The organism is Caballeronia zhejiangensis (assembly GCF_000698575.1).
Lineage (GTDB): Bacteria > Pseudomonadota > Gammaproteobacteria > Burkholderiales > Burkholderiaceae > Caballeronia > Caballeronia zhejiangensis.
Genome location: NZ_JFHD01000017.1, coordinates 85,503 through 106,419 on the forward strand (window position 1 = coordinate 85,503; position 20,917 = coordinate 106,419).

The window sequence follows — 20,917 nt, forward strand, 5'->3', positions numbered from 1 at the left end:
AAAAGGAGACAAACATGTCCAACACCATCAACGGCTGCGGCTCCGGCAACTGCGCGTGCAAGAGCGCGGCATCGGTGCAGCGCCGCGATCCGTTCGACGAAACCGACTACGGCACGCCGCTGCGTCATGCGGATGTCGACGTGACGCTGGAAATCGACGGCGAAAGCGTCACGGTTCCGGCCGGCACGTCCGTGATGCGCGCCGCGATCGAAGCCGGCGTCAACGTGCCGAAGCTCTGCGCCACCGATTCGCTCGAACCGTGGGGTTCGTGCCGCCTGTGCCTCGTCGAGATCGAAGGCAAGCGCGGCTATCCGGCATCGTGCACGACGCCCGTCGAAGCGGGCATGAAAGTACGCACGCAAAGCGACAAGCTGCAATCGCTGCGCAAGAACGTGATGGAGCTCTATATCTCCGATCACCCGCTCGACTGCCTCACCTGTCCCGCCAACGGCGATTGCGAGTTGCAGGACATGGCGGGCGTCGTCGGCTTGCGCGAAGTGCGCTATGGCTACGAAGGCGCAAACCATCTGAAGGACAAGAAGGACGAGTCGAACCCGTACTTCACCTACGATCCGTCGAAGTGCATCGTCTGCAATCGATGCGTGCGCGCGTGCGAGGAAACGCAAGGCACGTTCGCGTTGACCATCGCCGGACGCGGCTTCGAATCGCGCGTCGCCGCGAGCGAAAACGTGCCGTTCATGGAAAGCGAATGCGTGTCGTGCGGCGCGTGCGTCGCCGCGTGCCCGACCGCGACGCTGCAGGAAAAGAGCGTCATCATGCTCGGCCAGGCGGAGCATTCCGCCATCACGACGTGCGCGTATTGCGGCGTCGGCTGCTCGCTCAAGGCGGAGATGAAGGGCAACACTGTCGTGCGCATGACGCCGAACAAGAACGGCCAGGCGAACGAAGGCCACGCGTGCGTGAAAGGCCGCTTCGCATGGGGTTACGCGACGCACAAGGACCGCATCAAGAAGCCGATGATCCGCGCGAAGATCACCGATCCGTGGCGCGAAGTGTCGTGGGACGAAGCGCTCAACTATGCGGCGAGCGAGTTCCGCCGCATTCAGGACAAGTACGGACGCGATTCGATCGGCGGCATCACGTCGTCGCGCTGCACGAACGAAGAGACGTATCTCGTGCAGAAGCTCGTGCGGGCGGCGTTCGGCAACAACAACGTCGATACCTGCGCGCGCGTCTGCCATTCGCCGACCGGTTACGGCCTCAAGACGACGCTCGGCGAATCGGCGGGCACGCAGACGTTCGCATCGGTGGAACAGTCGGATGTGATCATCGTGATCGGCGCGAATCCAACCGACGGCCATCCCGTCTTCGGCTCGCGGCTGAAGCGCCGCGTGCGTGAAGGCGCGAAGCTGATCGTGATCGATCCGCGCCGCATCGATATCGTCGATACGCCGCACGTCAAGGCGCAGTATCACCTGCAATTGCGCCCCGGCACGAACGTCGCGATGGTCAATTCGCTCGCGCACGTGATCGTCACGGAAGGCTTGCTGAAGGACGATTTCATCGCCGAGCGCTGCGAGGAGCGCGCGTTCGGCCAATGGCGCGATTTCGTCGCGACGGAAGAGAACTCGCCCGAAGCGATGGAAAGCGTCACCGGCGTGCCCGCGAAACTGGTTCGCGAAGCCGCGCGCGTGTACGCGACGGGCGGCAACGGCGCGATCTATTACGGCCTCGGCGTCACGGAGCACGCGCAAGGCTCGACGACGGTCATGGGCATCGCGAACCTCGCGATGGCGACCGGCAATGTCGGCCGTGAAGGCGTCGGCGTGAATCCGCTGCGCGGCCAGAACAACGTGCAGGGCTCGTGCGACATGGGCTCGTTCCCGCACGAGCTGCCGGGATATCGGCATATCGGCGATGCTGCGACGCGCTCGCTCTTCGAAGAAGCGTGGGATGTGAAGCTGCAGCCGGAACCCGGCCTGCGCATTCCGAACATGTTCGATGCCGCGATGCACGGCACCTTCATGGGCCTTTATTGCCAGGGCGAGGACATCGTTCAGTCGGATCCGAACACGCAGCACGTCGCCGATGCGCTGTCGTCGATGGAATGCATCGTCGTGCAGGACATCTTCCTGAACGAGACGGCGAAGTACGCGCACGTGCTCTTGCCCGGTTCGACCTTCCTCGAAAAGGACGGCACCTTCACCAACGCCGAGCGCCGCATCTCGCGCGTGCGCAAGGTGATGCCGCCGCTCGCGGGCTTCTCCGACTGGGAAGTGACCATCAAGCTTTCGCGCGCGCTCGGCTACGAGATGAACTACGCGAACCCGTCCGAGATCATGGACGAGATCGCGCGTCTCACGCCGACGTTCCACGGTGTCTCGTACGAACGTCTCGACGAGCTCGGCAGCATCCAGTGGCCGTGCAACGAGCGCGCGCCGGACGGCACGCCGACCATGCACATCGACGAATTCGTGCGCGGCAAGGGACGCTTCGTCATTACGAAGTTCGTCGCGACGCCGGAAAAGGTCACGCGCAAATATCCGCTGCTGCTCACGACGGGGCGCATCCTGTCGCAATACAACGTGGGCGCGCAGACGCGTCGTACCGAAAACTCGCAATGGCACGACGAGGATCGCCTGGAGATCCATCCGGTCGACGCGGAAGATCGCGGCATCAAGATGGACGACTGGGTCGGCATCGAGTCGCGCGCGGGGCAGACCGTGTTGCGCGCGAAGATCTCGGAGCGCATGCAGCCGGGCGTCGTCTATACGACGTTCCACTTCCCCGAGTCGGGCGCGAACGTCATCACGACGGATTCTTCCGACTGGGCGACGAACTGTCCGGAGTACAAGGTGACGGCGGTGCAGGTGATGCCGGTCGAGCAGCCGTCGCAATGGCAGAAGGAGTATTCGCGCTTCAACACGCAGCAGCTCGAACTGCTCAACCTCGCCACGACTTCTTCAGGAAAATAAGCAATGGATGTCGATAACCTGATCGAGATGGCGAACCGCATCGGCGAATTCTTCGATTCGATGCCGGACCGCCCCGAAGCCGTCGATAGCGTCGCGGACCACATCCGCCGGTTCTGGGAGCCGCGCATGCGGCTCGCGATTCTCGCCGCGCTCGACAATCCGGAAGCGAGCGCGACGATGGAGCCGATCGTGCGCGAGGCGCTCAGTCTGCATCGAATAGATCTGACGCCGAAAGCTGCGACCGCCTGAAACTCCTCGAAGCCCTGCACCGCAGGGCTTTTTCAATCCTCCCGATACTCGCGTTGCGGCTGCCGCTCGATGTTCGTCTCCTGCGCGCCGAACCACGTTTCGCAGTGACGCAAGAGCGCGTGCACATCCGACGGCGCCCGCCCGCGCGCCGCGATATAGCCATCGGGACGCACGAGATAGAACGCGGGGCGCGTGCGGCCATAGTTGTCGGTGAGCGAGTTCGCGCCGTCGCCTTGCGTATCGGTGATGCGCCACACGCGCACCGCGTTCGGCAGGATCGCTTCGACGGACTGCGCGAGGCCGTCGAGATCGGGATCGCGCATCGCGTGGGCGACGGTGATCGTCGCGGGCGCGAGGGCGATATCGTCCTCGCCCGACGGATTCACGAGCAGAAACAGCGAGAAGCAGCCGGGATCGTGCAGATCGTAAAGACAGCCCACGCCCGGCAAACGCCCGAGCGGCCCGTCGACGACATGCACACGCGCATCGGGCGCGCGCTCGCCCGCGCGCGGACCGCCGTCGAGCAGACGCTCCAGCGTGAGCGGACTCTTGCGATAGTTGATCGACAGCTCGCTGACCGTGCGCCGCATCGCGTCGCGCAACGGACCGATCGCGGCGAGCGCGGGCATCACGTGATCGCGCATCAGCTTCATCGGGCCATGCTCGGCACCGGCCATCTGCGTGAGCATGCTCGATTGGCGCAGCACGTCGCGCTCGATCGGATGCCGCTCCATGTGATAAGTGTCGAGCAGCCGCTCGGGCGCGTTGCCCGCGAGCATGCGAGCGATCTTCCAGCCGAGATTGAATGCTTCCTGAATGCCGGTGTTCATGCCCTGCGCGCCGGCGGGACTATGCACGTGCGCCGAATCGCCGGCCAGGAACACGCGCTCCACGCGAAGCTTGTCGACCATGCGGCTATTCAGATGAAAGTACGACGACCACGTCATGTTCGACAGCGCGATCTTGTGATGCACGCGCCGCTCGACGAGCGCGCGGCATTCGTCGAGCGTCGGGCCGGCTTTCGCGCCGGCCGCGTTGACCGCGCTTGCGGCAGGCGCGGGCAGATCGGCGATCAGGCGCGCGCGGTCGCCGCCCATCGGAAAGAGCGCGGCCAAGCCTTCGCCCGAAGCGAAGATGTGAAATTCGTCGTCGGGCCAGTCGGAGTCCGCATCGAGATCGGCGAGCAGGTACGTTTGATCGAACGTCTTGCCGTCGAAACCGATGCCGAGCCGATGCCGCACGAAACTGTGCGCGCCGTCCGCGGCGATCAGATACGAAGGCCGCAGCAGCTCGTCGCGCCCGTTCGGATGGCGCAGCGTCGCGTGCAGACCGGCGGAGCCTTGCGACACATCGACCACTTCGACACCGCGCTCGATATCGACGCGACAGCCCGCCAGATGCTCGGCGAGCAGACGTTCGGTCTGCGACTGTTCGAGAAAGAGCAGATACGGATAACGCGTCTGCAGCGGATCGAAATCGAGGCGCGCGAGGCGCTGGCCGTTGGAATAGAGATTCGCGACGCGCGCGCGATGGCCGAGCTCGAGAAACGGCTTGACGACGCGATGCTGTTCGAAGAGTTCGAGCGTGCGCGCCTGAATGCCGATCGCGCGTGAATGCGGCGACGGCTCGCGCGCGCGGTCGACGAGCCTCACCGGAATGTGTGCGCGCGCGAGACTCATCGCGGCGGCGAGGCCCGTCGGACCGGCGCCGACGATGAGAACGGGCGCCACGTCCAGCTTGTCGTTCGGATTCAGCTTTGGCGCGAACATGCAGTCGGTCCTCCCTGAAACGTCACGCGCTCTAGTGTACGCCCGCGAACCGCTCGCTCAGTGGGCGTGGCCGCGCTCGCTGAGCACGCACGCCTGGCATGCCTCGCCGAACTCGACCTGCACGGTCGCGTGATGCATCGAATATTCGCTGCGCAAGGTCGTGACGACGTCCTGCACGAACGCATCGCCGGGATGGCCTTGCGGCATCACGAGATGCACGGTGAGCGCGTTTTCGGTCGTCGAGAGCGCCCAGACGTGCAGGTCGTGGACGTCGCGCACGCCGGGAAGCCCGGTCAGATATCGCTCGATGCGCGACATGTCGACCGAAGGCGGAACGGCGGCCATCGCGAGGCGCATCGCGTCGCGCCCGAGTCCCCAGGTGCCGTAGACGATCACCGACACGACGATCAGGCTCATCAGCGGATCGAGCCAGCTCGCGCCCGTGAACAGGATGATGAGGCCGCTCACCGCGACGGCGGCGGAGATCGCGGCATCGGCGGCCATGTGCAGGAACGCACCGCGCACGTTGAGGTCTTCCTTGCTGCCGTGCATGAAGAGCCACGCGGAAAAGCCGTTCACGACCATGCCGAGCGTCGCGACGATGAACACGTCGAGGCCCGCGACGGGCGCCGGGTCGAAGAGACGCTCGATCGCTTCGAGGACGATCGCGCCGCACGCGAACAGCAGGAGCGCGGCGTTGGCGAGCGACGCCAGAATCGACGAGCTGCCGAGACCGAACGTATAGCGCGCGTTCGGCCGGCGCTTGCCGAGCCACACGGCGCCCCACGCGAGCAGCAGGCCGAGCACATCGGAGAGATTGTGGCCGGCGTCGGCGAGCAGCGCGGTCGAATGCGCGAGAAAGCCGTAGATGGCCTGCACGATCACGATCAGCAGATTCAGGCCGACCGCGAGCGCGAACGTGCGGCCCTGCCCTTCCTGCGGCGCGTGATGATGGTGATGTCCATGTCCGCCGTGCGCGTGCCCGTGCGCGTGCCCGTGCGCGTGCTCGTGCCCGTCGTGATGCTCGTGTTTGTCGTGCTGATGCGTGCTCATCGGCGTGCTCGTTGTTCGGTGAGTGTCATTCGATGTCCGCGGCATCGGCCTGCGGCTCCGCGATGTGCTCTCGCAACTCGGCGAGCATCGTGCTGATATGGCGATCCGCCGCCACGTAGAAAACCTGCTTGCCCTGGCGTTCGGCCCGCACGATTCGCGCCGCGCGCAAGAGCCGCAGATGATGGCTCACCAGCGACGCGGACAACCCGAGCAACTCCGCGATCGCCCCCACCGCGCGCTTGCGTTCGACGCATGCGAGCACGATGCGCAGGCGCGTCGGGTCGCCGAGCAGACGGAACAGATCGGCGAGCGGCACGACGCGGTCATCCGAAGTGATCGGGACGGCGGCGGAAGAATCGGAAACCGGATCGGAAGCCACGGACATCGTCAACATATGAATAGATGTTCATATGTTAAGTGCCATCGCCGCAACAAGTCAACGTCGCTTTGGCGGGGCGCTGTCCCCGGTGTGGGAAAATGCGAGGTTTGCTTTTCCGGGACAGCAGTTTCCCCGTCATGGACACCGTATTCGCCCGCGGTTTCGCGGCCCATCGCGACGGTCGCCTGACCGACGCGGAGCGCGACTATCAGGCCGCGCTCGCCGCCGAACCCCATCATGTCGACGCCTTGCACTATCTCGGCGTGCTGCGCCATCAACAGGGCCAGCACGCGGAAGCGGCCGAGCTCGTGCGCCGCGCGGTCGACCTGCGCCCGACCGATGCCGGCCTGCAGCTCAATCTCGGCAACGCGCTGAAGGCGCTCGGCCGTCTCGACGACGCGATCGAGCGCTTTCGCAACGCGCTCACGCTCGCGCCGGGCTTTCCGCTCGCGCAGTACAACCTCGGCAACGCCTACACGGCGGCCGGCCGTCACGAAGACGCCGCCGACGCGTTCGAAAAGGCGCTGCGCCTGCAGCCGAACGACGCCGCCGCGTGGAACAACTTCGGCAACTCGCTTTCCGCGCTGCAGCGCTTCAAAGACGCCGCGCAGGCGTTCAGGCGCGCGCTCGCGCTGCGTCCCCGTCATGCCGGCGCGCACAACAATCTCGGCATGGCGTTGAACGCGCTCGGCGATACCCTCGGCGCGATCGCGCACTTTCGCGCCGCGCTCGACGCCGAGCCCAACTACGTCGCCGCGCACTTCAATCTCGGCAATCTCCTCGAAACGCACGGCCATCCGGAAGACGCGCTGCCAGCGCTGCAGAAAGCCGTCGCCTTGCATCCGCATTTCGCGCCGGGCTATTTCGGGCTTGGTCACGCGCTCGCGAAGCTGGGCCGTCACGATGACGCCATCGCGCACTTCGAGCGCGCGGTCGGGCTCGATCCGAAATACGGCGTCGCCTGGCTGTGCCTCGGCAACGCGCGGCTTGCGCTCGGCGCGCATCAGGCGGCGCTGCGCGCATTCGACGAAGCGTTGCGCATCGATCCTTCGATGCCCGCCGCGCATCTGAACCGGGCGCTGGCCCTGCTCGCCATCGGCGATTACGCGCGCGGTCTCGCCGGTTACGAGTGGCGTCTGCAGACGCCCGGCAGCGAGCCGCCGCCGCGCCTGCCACGCTGGAACGGCGAACCGATGCCGGGCCGCACGCTGCTCGTGCGCGCCGAGCAGGGCTTTGGCGACACCTTGCAGTTCGCGCGTTTCGTGCCGTTCGCGGCGAAGCTCGCCGGCAAGCTGGTGCTCGAAGTGCAGCCCGCGCTCGTGCCGCTGCTCGCGCCTGCCGCGCATGCCGCGCGCGTCGAACTGAAGAGCAAGTCAGATGGCGTCCCGGTGCACGCCGACGCGTTCTGTCCGCTGTTAAGCCTGCCGCTCGCGCTCGGCATGACCGAGCTCGACGCGATCCCGGCGCGCGCGCCCTATCTCGTCGTGCCCGCCGAATACCGGCGCAAGTGGCGCGGCTCGATCGGTGGCCAGCACAAGCGCAAGATCGGCATCGCCTGGTCCGGACGGATGCAGCCGGGCGAAACGCGCTCGATCCCTGTCGCCGAGCTCGCGCCGCTGTTCGCGCTCGAAGGCATCGACTGGGTCGTGCTGCAGCCGTTCGTCACGGGCCGCGAGCGTGACTTGCTGGGCGCGCATCCGAACGCGGCATCGATTCATCTGCTGGAAAACCGGCTCGAAAACTTCGCCGATACGGGCGCGATCGTCGATCGGCTCGACGCCGTCGTCTCCGTCGATACGTCCGTCGCGCACCTCGCGGGCGCGCTCGGCAAGCCGCTCTGGGTAATGCTGCCGTTCGCCGCCGACTGGCGCTGGGGCATCGGCAGCGCCGAATGCGCGTGGTATCCGGGCGCGCGGCTCGTGCGTCAGCGCGCGCCGGGGCAATGGCGCGAAGTCATCGACGACACCGCGGCGGCGCTGGCTGCGCTTCCCGAATAAGAAATCCCCGCTTCATCATCGGCGGGGATTTTTTTCGACTGTTCAGCCGGATCACGCCGTCTTGTACTGATTGCGCGCCTCGGGCGACCGATACAGCACGAGCGTCGCGATCAGGCCGCACACCGCGGCAAGTCCCATCCACAGTCCGGGCGCGGCCTTGTTGCCGGTCGCGTGGATCAGATACGTCGAGATCGCGGGCGTGAAACCGCCGATGGTCGTCGCGAGGCTATAGGCCATCGAGAAGCCGGTCGTGCGTACATCGACGGGCATTACTTCGGTCAGCGCCACCACCATCGCGCCGTTGTAGCTGCCGTACAGGAACGAGAGCCACAGTTCGCACATCAGCAGACGCACGAACGACGGCTCCGCGACGAGCCATTGCACGACCGGATACGACGTCAGAATGGTGAGAATCGTAAAGACGAGCAACACCGGGCGGCGGCCGACGCGATCCGAGACCGCGCCCATCAGCGGCAGCCAGACGAGATTCGAGATGCCGACGCATACGGTCACGACGAGCGCATCGATCGCGGAGAGCTTCAGCACTTCCTTGCCGAAGGTCGGCGTGTACGCGGTGATCATGTAGAACGACACCGTCGTCATGATGACCATGCCCATGCCGGCCAGCACGATGCCCCAGTTCTGCCCGATCGAGCGCGCGATCTCGCCCATGCTCGGACGATGCTTCCGCGCGAGGAACTCGTCTGTTTCACGCAGCGAGCGCCGCACGATGAAGAGAAACGGCACGATCAGGCAGCCGATCAAAAACGGCACGCGCCAGCCCCACGCGGTCATCTGCTCGGGCGGAAGGAGCCGGTTCATGATGACGCCGATCAGGGCGGCGAACACGACGGCGACCTGCTGGCTGCCCGACTGCCACGAACAATAGAAGCCCTTGTTGCCCCTGGTCGCGATTTCGGACAGATACACGGAGACGCCGCCCAGCTCCACGCCGGCCGAGAATCCTTGCAGCAGCCGCCCGCCTAGTACGATGACCGGCGCGAGCGCACCGATGGTCGCGTAGCCCGGCACGAGCGCGACGCACGCGGTCCCGGCGGCCATCAGCCCGAGCGTGAGGATCAGGCCCTTGCGCCGGCCGTGATGATCGATATAGGCGCCGAGCACGATGGCGCCGACCGGCCGCATCAGAAAGCCCGCGCCGAAGACGGACAGCGCGAGCATCAGCGAGGCGAATTCGTTGCCGCTCGGAAAATAGGTTTTGGCGATCGCCGAGGCGTAATAGCCGTAGACCATGAAGTCATACATTTCGAGGAAGTTTCCGCTGACGACGCGAAACACCGTCTTGAACTTCGACTCGTTGGCGGGTGCTACGTGGGCTGTGGACATGAATTTCTCGAAAGAGCTGTGGGCGCACTTCAGTTTTTGGTTTCGGCGTGGCCGCAAGACCGTAGACGGTCGCCGTGCTCGGCCGGCCGCGACGACGGGACGACTTGTGCCATCTTTTGTAAGCGCAACGTCGACAATCTTAACGCCGCGCCGCTCGCGACTGTACACAACTTCGCGCAATATCGCCGAAATAAAGCTTAAAATACGATTACGTATGCCTAACTTTTAACTGACAGCACCTCAAAAGATGAACGCGAATATCAGGCTACGCACGGCGACCGCCGAAGACACCGCCCTCATCGCCTCGATGCACGCGTCGAGTTGGGCGTCGGCGTATCGGGGCATCCTGCCGGACGAGTATCTCGACCGCGATCTGAGCGCGGAGCGCGCCGAACATTGGATCGCACGCATGAAGGATGTCGCGGCCGGCGCGGCGACCGTGTTCATCGCGGAGCACGAGGGCGAGCCGGTCGGCTTCATCTGTCTCGTCGAGCCGGATGCGGCGGGCAGCGTGCTCGTCGACAATCTGCACGCGCTGCCGGGACATCGCGGCCTCGGCACCGGCACCGCGATGCTCGAGGAAGCGGCGCGTTGGGCACGCGCACGCGGGGCGCGGGAACTGTATCTTTCCGTGCTCGAAGAGAACGCCGCGGCGATCGGCTTTTACGAATCGCGCGGCTGGCAACTCGCGGCGCGCGAAGCGGATCACATGGCGGGCGTCGCGCTTTTCTCTCTTCGATACGTGTATCCGCTCGACTGAGCACACGAGGATCGGCTCGGTCAATAAGCATTCCTGTCAAAAATCGACAATAGGAATCTTCTGGTCGTCGGGGACGTGACCGTTTCGTATGATCGCGGGTCGAAATTTCGGCGATTCTCGCGTCGAACCCGCGGTGCTGTCTCCATACACCGCGATGGTCCGGGTGAGTTGTCGCGTTGCCCACGCCCGGGCGCATGCATGTGGAATCTTCATGTCCGAACCCTTGATCGTAGTGGAAGGCAATCTGCGTCTGCCGGCGCTGCGCGTGCTGAAGGATCCGTCCTTGAAATTCGGTTGCGAGTGGACGCCCGCGTGCGCGCGACCTGTCCAGTCGGAATCCGAAGTCGCGCTGTTCGCCGCGCGCTTCGCCACGGCTTATGTGCCGGCGCCGAGCCTGTCCGACACCAGTTCGCCCTATCGCGCCACGAGCCTGTGGGGCGTGTTCGGCAAAGAGGACATTCCCCGCGCGATGCTGCGCCTCATGCAAGGCTCGAATGCCCCGAGCAACGCCAGCGACTCGCGCACCGATCCCATCCAACTGGCGGTCAACGCTCCGACGACCGCGCGGACCTATCGCCTGAGCGCGCCGGTCGCGACTGCGATCGCGGCGGCTTGCGGCGTGTTCATCGTATGGCTCGTGCTCGGATATCCGTCGGACTCGAAGCGCGACGCCGCACCGGCCGCGCAGAGCGAGACGCGCACGCAGCAAGCCGAGCCCGCATCGGCTCCGGCGCCGGTCGCGGCGACCGCCGTATCGACGGCCGATCAACCCGCGACGGACGCGCAGCCTTCGGTCGCGGAGCCTCCCGCCTCGCTCCCGGCCGCAACCGCCAATGACTCCGTCGCGCCAGGAATCGTGACTGCTGACAATCCGAAGTCACCTGCGGCATCGACGGCAGGACCGGAAAAGAACGGCGGTCGTGTGCGAGCCGTACTGACGCCGCGAGGGAAGCCGGCCTTTTACCGCATCCCTGCGTCGGACGCGCGCGTCGTGAAGCAGGAATCGGCGCGACCGGCGCGGGCGACGCGGGTCGAAAAAATCGCGAGCCGGTCCGCCAAGCACGGACCCGCGCGGCGCACGCGCTCGACGCCGGCCGCAACAATCGCGAGCCAGTCGAAGGCGTCGGAATCGACGAATCCGGCCACGCTCTACGCGATGCTTCAGCACTCACCGACACTCGACAGCAACGCGGCCTCGTCCGGTCGCGCATCCGCGAACAGCGCGCGCTGAAGCGCGCAATACGCATCAGAACGATCAACCATTCCCGGCCACGACGCCAACATGAAGCAACTACGTCATCATCTCCGTTACGCGACGCTCGCCCTCGCCTTGTCCCTGTGTGGTTTCCTTGCGCCTTTCGGCAGCACGTTCGCGGCGCCCGCAACGGCGGCGAAATCCGCCGCAAGCGAGCCCGCGCAACCCGCGCCCGTAGACCTCTCCGACTTGACCGCCAACTCGAACGCGCCGCGCGTCGAGGGGAACATCGCCGAGTTGCAGAGTCTCGTGCAGGCGGGAAGCCTCACCGAGTTGCGCGCCACGCGCAACGGCAGTTACGGGGCGCGGCTCTACTTCCTCGCGCAGGAAATGCTGTATTACGTCGCGCTGTCGCAGGACGCGCGGTTGTGGCGCGTCGTGAAGACACAGGACGCGGCCCGCGCGGAAACGATCTACGCGCAGTTCTCACGCAAGAGCTTCGAGCTTGCCGATGGCGAAATCCGCCGCGCGCAATTGCAGGCGCAGAAAGCGCTGCTCGATCGCGTGATCGCGAAATCGGCGGATCGCGCCAACCGTCTCACCGCCGATCTCGAACTCGCGCAGCAGCAGGATTCGCAGGTGTCGCAACGTCAGCAGCAATTGCAGGCCGAATCGGCCGTGCTGCAGACGGACAAGCTCGAAGCCGAACGTAAGCTGCGCACGCTGCAGTTGCAGGTCGAGCAGCTTCAAAAGCAGACGGAAGCCGGACTCGCGCCGGTGAGCGCGTCGCCGTCGCGTTGATCTGCGCGATACGCATCTGAAAACGAAGAAGGCCCGCTCGATCCGAGCGGGCCTTCCTGCTTGGCGACGTCGGAAACGCGTCTCGCGTCAGAAGCGTGTTTCGCGCGCGACGCGCAGAAACGTATCGAGCAGCGGCGTGCAATCGAGCAGTTCCGCGCCGCCCGCGCGATGAAACTCCGGATGCCACTGCACGCCGACGACAAACGGCGCCTTCCGGTAGCGCACCGCCTCGATGATCCCATCGGAGGCCGACACCGCCTCGATGTTCAGATCGCGCCCGATCGTCTTCACCGCCTGATGGTGGATCGAGTTGACGATCGCCTCGCGCTGGTTGGGGAACATGTTGACGAGCGTGGAGCCTTCGGGGAAGCGGATCGAATGCCTATGCTGGTCGTACTGCTCGTTGACGTGGATGCCGGCCGTGGGCACATCGGTGGCGATGTCGCCGTAAAGCGTGCCGCCGAACGCCACGTTGATGAGCTGACAGCCGCGGCACACGCCGAGCACCGGCTTGCCCGACTCGACGAACTCATGCAGCAACTCCAGTTCGTACATATCGCGCACGCGGTCGCCCGGCCATTCGGGACGCGTCGTCGCTTCTTCGTACGACTGCGGCGAGACGTCCGCGCCGCCTTGCAGCAGCAGGCCGTCGAGATGCTTCGCGTAGTCGCGCAGACGGATATTGCTCGTGTGCAGCATGCCCTGATTGCCGACCGTCGGAATCATGAACACGAGCACGTCGCGCGACATCACCCAATGCGCGATGGATTCCTCGAGATATTGCAGCGTCTTGCCGCGCAACCCTTTCGCGCCCGGCTCCGGATGAAAGATCCGCGCCGACACGCCGATGCGCAACGTGCGCTGAGTCATGCGCTGTCCCGCGCGATCGAAAATCTGCCGCGCGCGCGCCGCGATCACGCGGCCAAAGACGGACCACGCCGAATCGGATTGCTTGAGATACGCGGGTTGAGGCTGCGCGGACGTCTGCTCGGTGGCGGGCAGCGGCGGCGGGTTGAGCTTGCCGAAGTCCGGCGCCTCGGTGAATTCGGGCGGCAGAACGGTGGCGCGGCCAGTCGGGGAATCGGATGACGCGGATTGCGCGTTGGCGGTGCTGGCGGCTTCCGCATCGGTCGCGGCCTCGAAGTTTTCGGCGAGGCTCGCACGCGGTTTCGCCGATGCGCGCTGCTTCTCGCGCACCGCGGCTTCCTGCGCGGCGGTCGCGCTAGCCGCCGATGCGCGCGCCTCGCGGGCGTCCTGCAGCGCGTCGTCGCGGCGGGCTTGCGCCGTGTCGGCCGGCTCGACGTTCGACGCGCTCGAAGGCGCATCCGTCGATGCCCGTTCGGTCGCGCTCGCCTGCGGACCGGGCGCCGAGGCCGCGGCGGCGGCTTCGGGCGAGGCCGTCGGGTTCGCGCTGCGCGGGGCGGCTTGTGAATCGGCGCCGCTGCGGCGGGCGTCGGTGCTGCTTGCGTCGTTGGACGTTTTGTTATCGCTCATTCCTGATTCAGGCGCTCGAACGCCATAAGGAGAGTGGACAAACCCCGATTATCCGCCTGAGACCTGCACGGGGCAAACCAGCACACATTTGGTCACATTGGCTCACATTATCGCGGGAACCCGGTGCGGGCCGCTGTCGGGGCTATCCCGTGACGAAGACCCTCAATGGTCGCGCGGCTCCTCGAAGGTCTCGCGCAAGGCGATCTGCATCGTCGCGTGGATTTTCACGCACCAGCGCCACAACACGGTCAGCAACAGCGCGACGCACACGAGTACGCCGACCATCAACCCGAACGGCGGCAGGATCCCGCCCGACAGTGCCGCGACGAGCAGGAAGACGCCGAACATCGCGACGATCGGAATGAGCCCGGAAATCGCCGAACGGATCGCGCTCGTGAAGCGCCCCGCTTTCGCGGGCTGCACGCTCACTTCGGCGAGCAGCAGCGCGAGCGATTCGAGCTTGCGATACACCGCGACGAGAAACGGCAGCGCGATCACCAACGCGGCGCCCCACAGCACGACGCGCTGCGCGTTATCGGTGTCGAGCCAGCGCGCGAGATAGCCCGACGCGAACGGCGCCGCATACGACGCGCCGAGAAAAATCGCCGCGACGAGCGCGAGATTCACCGCGATCTGCATGACGATGCGCCGCGTCATCGAGAAAAGCGTCGGGCCGCCGGACGCGGGCGTCAGGCTCGCGAGCCACTGCGAATACAGGCCGAAGGTATGCGCGAGCGGCGCGGGCATCGCGCGGGAAAGGCGCATCGTGAGCGGATCGGCGGCGCGGATCAGATACGGCGTGAAGAGCGTCGTGAGCGCGGACACGGCCACCGCGATCGGATAGAGAAAGCTGCTCGTGACCTTCAGCGACAGGCCGAGCGACGCGATGATGAACGAGAACTCGCCGATCTGCGAGACGCTCATGCCGACGCGCATCGACGTGCGGCCGTCCTTGCCGGCGAGAAACGCGCCGAGCCCGCACGACACGATCTTGCCGAGCACGACGGCAATCGTGATGACGGCGATCGGCCACGCGTAGTCGACGAGCACCGTCGGGTTCAGCAGCAAACCGATGGTGACGAAGAAGATCGCCGAGAACATGTCGCGCACCGGCGCGATCAGATGCTCGATGCGCGCGAGATGCCGCGACTCCGCCATGATCGCGCCGATGAGAAACGCGCCGAGCGCGATCGAATAATCGAGCTTCACGACGAGCAGGCAGAAGCCGAAGCAGAAGCCGAGCACGGTGACGAGCAGCATCTCGTCGCTCTTCGCCTTCGCGACGTAGTTGAGCGCGCGCGGCACCGTGAGAATGCCGACGACCAGCGACACCGTCATGAAAAGCAGCAGCTTGCCGAGCGTGACGACCGCGACGCCAGCGCTTACAGACCCCGTCTGCGCGATGCCGGAGAGCAGCACGAGCATCGCGATCGCGAGTATGTCTTCGACGATCAGAATGCCGAACACGATCTGCGCGAAGTGCTCGCCCTTCATGCCGAGTTCGGAAAGCGCCTTCACGATGATGGTTGTCGACGAGATCGCGAGCATCGCGCCGAGAAAGAGCGAGTCCATCGAGCTCCAGCCGAACCATCGCCCGATCTCGTAGCCGACCCAGATCATCAGCACGATTTCCGAAAGCGCGGCGACGAAGGCGGTCGCGCCGACCTTGAAGAGCTTGCGCAAGCTGAATTCGAGCCCGAGCGAAAACATCAGGAAGACGACGCCGAGTTCGCCGAGCGTCTGGATGGTCGCTTCGTCGTGGATCAGATTGAACGGCGGCGTGTACGGCCCGATGATCACGCCCGCCGCGATATAACCCAGCACGACCGGCTGCCGCAGACGGTGAAAGAGCACCGTCACCACGCCCGCGATGGCCATGATCACTGCGAGATCCTGAATGAAGCCGATCGCGTGATGCATCAACTATTTCCTTACAAAATGATAATGGGATAGCCGATGTTACCGCACGGACGCGGATTCCTGCCCTCCGGCAAGCGATCTTTTGGACGCGCATCGCGCTGGTGCAAGCGCAAAGAAAAGGCCCGCGCAAATGGCGGGCCTCGATGAAAACGAAAGAACGACGGCGCTCAGACTGCCGCTTCGTTTTCCTCGCCGGTGCGAATGCGGATCACGCGCTCGACATCGGCGACGAAGATCTTGCCGTCGCCGATCTTGCCCGTGCGCGCGGCGCCGATGATCGCGTCGATGACCTGATCGGTTTGATCGTTCGCGACGACGACTTCGATCTTCACCTTCGGCAGGAAGTCGACGACATACTCTGCACCACGATAAAGCTCGGTATGCCCCTTCTGACGGCCGAAGCCCTTCACTTCCGTGACCGTGAGACCGGTCAGGCCCACTTCGGCCAGCGCTTCGCGAACTTCGTCGAGCTTGAACGGTTTGATGATGGCGGTGATGCGTTTCATGGCGTGCCTCGCGTAAAGATCGATTCAAGGGGTTCGAAAAAAGGTCGTGTCCCGCGCGGGACAGATGTTTTCGATTCTAGCCGCGTTTCATCGAGCAGGCGGTCCGTATATTCGCGAGGACGTCGGATATCACTCCTTCGTCGGCACGCGTTCGAGGTCCGCGAGCCACACCGTCGCCTGGCCGTCGCTCGGCGCGCGCCAGTCGCCGCGCGGCGAAAGCGAGCCGCCCGAGCCCACCTTCGGCGCGTTCGGCACGCATGAGCGCTTGAACTGACTCGTGCGGAAGAACCGATCCAGGAAGATGCGCAGATTTTTGCGGATCGCGCCGATGTCGTATTGATTCCGCGTAACGGTCGGGCCTTCCGGCCACGCGCCCGCATCGCGATCGCGCCATGCATGCAACGCGAGAAACGCGACCTTCGTTGGTGCAAAGCCGAAGCGCAACGTGTAGTACAGATTGAAGTCCTGCAATTCGTACGGGCCGATGACGCTCTCCGTCTTCTGCTCCACCACGCCGCTCGTCTTGCCGGGGATGAGTTCCGGGCTGATATCGGTGGAGAGGATGTTTTCGAGCACATCGGTTCCGCTTCCGCCGATCTGTCCCGACTCGGCAACCCAGCGCACCAGATGCGTGATCAGCGTCTTCGGCACGCTCGCGTTCACGTTGTAGTGGGACATGTGATCGCCCACTCCGTAGGTGCACCAACCAAGTGCGAGCTCGCTCAGATCGCCCGTGCCGATGACGATCGCATGGTTGAAGTTCGCGAGCCGGAACAGATGGCTCGTGCGTTCGCCCGCCTGCACGTTCTCGTACGTGATGTCGTATTGTTCGGCGCCCGTGCTGTGCGGATGGCCGATGTCGGCGAGCATCTGCACGCAGCTCGGACGAATGTCGATCTCGCTCGCCGTGCAGCCGACGACTTCCATCAGCTCGCGCGCCTGCTTGAGCGTGCGGTCGCTGGTGGCGAAGCCGGGCATCGTATAGGCGAGGATGTTCGAGCGCGGCAGACCGAGGCGGTCCATCGCTTTCGCGCACACGAGCAGTGCATGCGTCGAGTCCAGCCCGCCCGATATGCCGATGACCACCTTCGACATCCCCGACGATTGCAGCCGTTGCAGCAACGCCTGCACCTGAATGTTGTAGACCTCGTTGCATCGTTCGTCGCGGCGCGCGGCATCGGCGGGCACGTACGGAAAGCGCGCGACCCGGCGTTCGAGCGGCAGCTTTTCATCGTCGGGAATCGATAGTGGAAATTCGATCACGTCGAATTGCGCGACTTCGCCGGCGTGGCGATGCGTCGAGCGGCCGAACGTGGTTTGCCGCATGCGTTCGCGCGAGAGGCGTTCGAGATCGATATCGGCGTAAATGAGGTGCGACTTGTCCGAGAAGCGCTCGGACTCCGCCAGCAGCTCGCCGTTTTCGTAGATGAGGCCTTGCCCGTCCCAGGCGAGATCGGTGGACGATTCGCCATTGCCCGCCGATGTGTACAGATACGCCGCGACGCAACGCGCAGACTGCTGCCCGACGAGCTGATGCCGATAAGCCGACTTGCCCACGACGATATTCGACGCCGACAGATTCACGAGCACGGTCGCGCCCGCAAGCGCCGCGAACGACGACGGCGGAATCGGCACCCACACGTCCTCGCAAATCTCGACGTGAAACCGGAAGAGCGGAAGATCCTCGATCTGAAACAGCAGCGACGCGCCGAACGGCACGTCCTGACCGCATAGCGTGACCGTGTTTTCGGCGGCGGCATCGGCGGGACTGAACTGGCGCGCCTCGTAGAACTCGCCGTAGTTCGGAAGATAGCTCTTCGGCACGACGCCGCGAATAAAGCCGCCGGCGATGACGATCGCGCAGTTGAAGAGCTTGTGCTCGGCGCGCACCGGCGCGCCGACGATCATCGCGATATCGAGTTGCTTCGATGCGTCGAGAATGCTTTGCAGCGCGTCCTCGCACGCGTCGAGCAACGCGCGCTGATGGAAGAGATCGTCGCACGTATACGCGGACACCCCGAGCTCGGGAAACGCGACGAGCACCGCGCCGTGCGCGGCGGCTTCTTTCGCGAGTTCGATCGTCTGCGCCGCGTTGAACGCGGGATCGGCGACCTTGCAGGACGGAACGCCGACCGCGACGCGCGCGAAATCGTGGCTGTACAGGTTGAAGAAATTTCTGCTCATGGCTGACATGGATGTGCGCGAGTTGCAGCGAAGGGGGTCGAATCGATTATCGCATCTCAGGTTTTCTTCCTGAACGGCGTGTGCGCTTCGAGTTCCTCGATGTGCTGATCCATCGCCTGCGTTTCGGCATCGAGAAATTCGGCGATCGCGTGCGCGAAACGCCGATCCGCGATCCAGTGCGCGGACCATGTCGGCGTCGGCAACAGTCCGCGCGACATCTTGTGCACACCCTGCGCGCCGCCCTCGAAACGCGCGAGCCTATGTTCGATGCAATACGCGATGCCCTGCATGTAGCACGTCTCGAAGTGCAGCCCGGAGACGAACTCCCGCGTGCCCCAATAGCGGCCGTACATCGTGTCGCCGCCGATCATGTTGAGCGCGCACGCGAGGCGCTCGCCGTCCGCTTCGGCGATGACGAGCAGCATGCTGTCGGGCGCATCGGCGTGAATGCGGCCGAAGAACTCGCGCGTCAGATACGGCGCGTTCCAGTGCTCGCGATACGTGTTGTCGTAACAGTCGTAGAAGAAGTCGAGCGCGGCATCGTCGATTTCGCCACCGCGCAGGCACTTGTACGTGACGCCCGCATCCGCCACGCGCCGGCGATCCTGCTTCACTTTCTTGCGCTTGTCGTGGCTCATCGTCGCGAGGAAGGCGTCGAAGCTCGCGTAGCCATCGCCGGGCACATTCTCCCAGTGGAACTGCACGCCTTCGCGCAGCATGTAGCCCGCGTCGGTGAGCGCCTCGACATCCTGCGCGTGTGGAAACAGCACGTGCAGCGACGACAGTTCGAGTCGCCGCGTCAATTCGATCGCGCCGCGCGCGAGCAGCACGCGATCCTCGTGATGCGCGGCGATGAGGCGCGGGCCCGTGACCGGCGAAAACGGCACCGCCGACAGCGCCTTCGGGTAGTAGCGCAGACCGTGGCGCTCGAAGGCATCGGCCCAGGCGTGATCGAACACGTATTCGCCGCGCGAATGCGACTTGATGTAGAGCGGCATCGCGCCGGCAAATTCGCCGCCACGCTTCAGTATCAGATGATGCGCGCGCCAGCCGGTGCGCTTGACGGCGCACTCCGTCTCCTGCAACGCCGAGAGAAACGCGTGACGCACGAACGGGTTTTCGCCGGCGAGCCGGTTCCAGTCGTCGGCGGCGATGTCGGCGAGCGCATCGACCACATGAATTTCGACCTCGCGATTCAACAGGCTACCTCGCTGTGATTGACCGACGAGCGCGCCCGAACCACCGCAGAGCGCGCCCGAAAGCGGCTATTCTCGCGCAAGTCGCAGCGGCGCGCCGATGCGGACAAAACGCCCCGGCGCGGTGCTTTCGGCGATAATGCGCGGCAAATCTTTCATCGTTCTCCCATGCCCTGGTTTCTGTACCTGATCGAATGCGCCGACGGCAGCCTCTACACGGGCATCGCGACGGACGTCGAGGCGCGCTTCACCGCGCACGCGAGCGGCAAGGGCGCGCGCTACACGCGGGCGCGAAAGCCGGTGCGCGTGCTGGCGTCGTTCGAACTGGCGGGGAAATCGGAGGCGCTGCGCGCGGAATATCGCGTCAAGCAACTGACCGCGCAGCAGAAGCGCGCGTTGATTGCGGGGGAAAGGACGCTGGAGTCGTTGTTGCCTCAGACCGAAGCAAGCGAAGAAGAATAAAAAACGCCGCCGCGTGGGTGACACGCGGCGGCGTTTTGTCGGAGAACGCGCTTACTTCTTGTAGTTCGCGACGCCTTCCGAGATTTCCTTGTGCGCGGCGTCGATGCCGGCCCAGCCTTCGACCTTCACCCACTTGCCCTTTTCGAGCGCCTTGTAGTTCTCGAAGAAGTGCTTGATCTGGTCTTTCAGATACTCGGGCACGTCGTCGATCGACTTGATGTTCGCCGTCATCGGGCAGACCTTGTCGTGCGCCACCGCGACGAGCTTCGCGTCCACGCCCGATTCATCGGTCATCTGCAGCATGCCGACCGCGCGCGCGCGCACGACCGAGCCCGCCAGCAGCGGATACGGCGTGATGACGAGCACGTCGACCGGGTCGCCGTCGCCGGAGAGCGTCTGCGGAATGAAGCCGTAGTTCGCCGGATAGCGCATGCCGGTGCCGACGAAACGGTCGACGACGAGCAGGCCCATGTCCTTGTCCGCTTCGTATTTGACCGGATCGCTCTGCGCGGGAATTTCGATGATGACGTTGAAATCGTGCGGGAGATCTTTGCCGGGAGGTACGTTGTTGAAGCTCATGAGCGCTCTCTGGAGAAGTTGAGATCGGAGATGGAATCGCACGGGCGGACGGTGTCTTGCGGCCCGTCGCGCTTGTCTGCGCGTGATTTC

At 64.9% G+C, this 20,917-nt stretch carries 17 protein-coding genes; 7 read left to right on the forward strand and 10 right to left on the reverse strand.

The window, feature by feature from the left end; translation table 11 throughout:
* The first annotated feature begins 14 nt into the window (after positions 1 to 14).
* Positions 15 to 2,936, forward strand: a complete 2,922-nt coding sequence (fdhF, locus tag BG60_RS21110) for a formate dehydrogenase subunit alpha (protein ID WP_034472719.1) — start codon at positions 15 to 17, stop codon at positions 2,934 to 2,936.
* A 3-nt stretch (positions 2,937 to 2,939) separates the two neighbouring features.
* A complete protein-coding gene (locus BG60_RS21115) occupies positions 2,940 to 3,185 on the forward strand; it encodes a formate dehydrogenase subunit delta (RefSeq protein WP_008342440.1) in 246 nt (81 codons plus the stop codon).
* 32 nt (positions 3,186 to 3,217) lie between these two features.
* On the opposite strand, the gene BG60_RS21120 is transcribed toward BG60_RS21115, so the two are convergent.
* From BG60_RS21120 to BG60_RS21130, 3 genes are read right to left on the reverse strand one after another with little or no spacing between them, the layout of a single operon-like run.
* The gene (locus tag BG60_RS21120) at positions 3,218 to 4,954 is read right to left on the reverse strand and encodes an FAD-dependent monooxygenase (RefSeq protein ID WP_051996560.1); all 1,737 of its coding nucleotides are present in this window, start codon (positions 4,952 to 4,954) and stop codon (positions 3,218 to 3,220) included.
* Between the two features lie 57 nt (positions 4,955 to 5,011).
* The gene (locus BG60_RS21125) at positions 5,012 to 6,007 is read right to left on the reverse strand and encodes a cation diffusion facilitator family transporter (RefSeq protein ID WP_174447741.1); all 996 of its coding nucleotides are present in this window, start codon (positions 6,005 to 6,007) and stop codon (positions 5,012 to 5,014) included.
* Positions 6,008 to 6,032: 25 nt separating this feature from the next.
* Complete coding sequence (locus tag BG60_RS21130) at positions 6,033 to 6,392, reverse strand: ArsR/SmtB family transcription factor (protein WP_085955275.1); 360 nt, start codon at positions 6,390 to 6,392, stop codon at positions 6,033 to 6,035.
* A gap of 131 nt (positions 6,393 to 6,523) precedes the next feature.
* Here BG60_RS21130 and BG60_RS21135 point away from each other — a divergent pair, with 131 nt between their 5' ends.
* A complete protein-coding gene (locus tag BG60_RS21135; RefSeq protein ID WP_034472722.1) occupies positions 6,524 to 8,383 on the forward strand; it encodes a tetratricopeptide repeat protein in 1,860 nt (619 codons plus the stop codon).
* A 51-nt stretch (positions 8,384 to 8,434) separates the two neighbouring features.
* Here BG60_RS21135 and tcuC read toward each other — a convergent pair whose 3' ends face one another.
* Positions 8,435 to 9,730: an MFS transporter gene (tcuC, locus tag BG60_RS21140; protein ID WP_034472725.1), complete on the reverse strand. Its 1,296-nt coding sequence runs from the start codon at positions 9,728 to 9,730 to the stop codon at positions 8,435 to 8,437.
* A 247-nt stretch (positions 9,731 to 9,977) separates the two neighbouring features.
* On the opposite strand from tcuC, the gene BG60_RS21145 reads away from it, so the two are divergent.
* The 3 genes from BG60_RS21145 to BG60_RS21155 all read left to right on the forward strand — a co-directional run bounded on the left by BG60_RS21145 (position 9,978) and on the right by BG60_RS21155 (position 12,486).
* Positions 9,978 to 10,490, forward strand: coding sequence for a GNAT family N-acetyltransferase (locus BG60_RS21145; RefSeq protein WP_034472728.1), 513 nt, complete (start codon positions 9,978 to 9,980; stop codon positions 10,488 to 10,490).
* A 211-nt stretch (positions 10,491 to 10,701) separates the two neighbouring features.
* A complete protein-coding gene (locus tag BG60_RS21150) occupies positions 10,702 to 11,721 on the forward strand; it encodes a hypothetical protein (protein WP_152563224.1) in 1,020 nt (339 codons plus the stop codon).
* A 51-nt stretch (positions 11,722 to 11,772) separates the two neighbouring features.
* Positions 11,773 to 12,486 (forward strand): DUF2968 domain-containing protein, encoded by a 714-nt coding sequence (locus BG60_RS21155; protein WP_034472732.1) that lies wholly within the window; start codon positions 11,773 to 11,775, stop codon positions 12,484 to 12,486.
* A gap of 87 nt (positions 12,487 to 12,573) precedes the next feature.
* Here BG60_RS21155 and BG60_RS21160 read toward each other — a convergent pair whose 3' ends face one another.
* From BG60_RS21160 to BG60_RS21180, 5 genes are all read right to left on the reverse strand, one after another.
* Positions 12,574 to 13,980, reverse strand: a complete 1,407-nt coding sequence (locus BG60_RS21160; protein ID WP_008342450.1) for a gamma-glutamyl-gamma-aminobutyrate hydrolase family protein — start codon at positions 13,978 to 13,980, stop codon at positions 12,574 to 12,576.
* 162 nt (positions 13,981 to 14,142) lie between these two features.
* Entirely contained in the window at positions 14,143 to 15,900 is a 1,758-nt protein-coding gene (locus tag BG60_RS21165) for a cation:proton antiporter (protein WP_034472734.1), read from the reverse strand.
* 167 nt (positions 15,901 to 16,067) lie between these two features.
* The gene (gene glnK / locus BG60_RS21170) at positions 16,068 to 16,406 is read right to left on the reverse strand and encodes a P-II family nitrogen regulator (RefSeq protein ID WP_008342452.1); all 339 of its coding nucleotides are present in this window, start codon (positions 16,404 to 16,406) and stop codon (positions 16,068 to 16,070) included.
* A gap of 129 nt (positions 16,407 to 16,535) precedes the next feature.
* Positions 16,536 to 18,590, reverse strand: coding sequence for an NAD(+) synthase (locus BG60_RS21175; RefSeq protein ID WP_034472737.1), 2,055 nt, complete (start codon positions 18,588 to 18,590; stop codon positions 16,536 to 16,538).
* Between the two features lie 56 nt (positions 18,591 to 18,646).
* Complete coding sequence (locus tag BG60_RS21180) at positions 18,647 to 19,789, reverse strand: GNAT family N-acetyltransferase (protein ID WP_034472740.1); 1,143 nt, start codon at positions 19,787 to 19,789, stop codon at positions 18,647 to 18,649.
* Between the two features lie 165 nt (positions 19,790 to 19,954).
* Here BG60_RS21180 and BG60_RS21185 point away from each other — a divergent pair, with 165 nt between their 5' ends.
* Positions 19,955 to 20,248, forward strand: coding sequence for a GIY-YIG nuclease family protein (locus tag BG60_RS21185; RefSeq protein WP_008342455.1), 294 nt, complete (start codon positions 19,955 to 19,957; stop codon positions 20,246 to 20,248).
* A 51-nt stretch (positions 20,249 to 20,299) separates the two neighbouring features.
* Here BG60_RS21185 and ppa read toward each other — a convergent pair whose 3' ends face one another.
* On the reverse strand, positions 20,300 to 20,827 hold the full coding sequence (gene ppa, locus BG60_RS21190) for an inorganic diphosphatase (protein ID WP_008342456.1): 528 nt from the start codon (positions 20,825 to 20,827) through the stop codon (positions 20,300 to 20,302).
* Between the last annotated feature and the right edge of the window lie 90 nt (positions 20,828 to 20,917).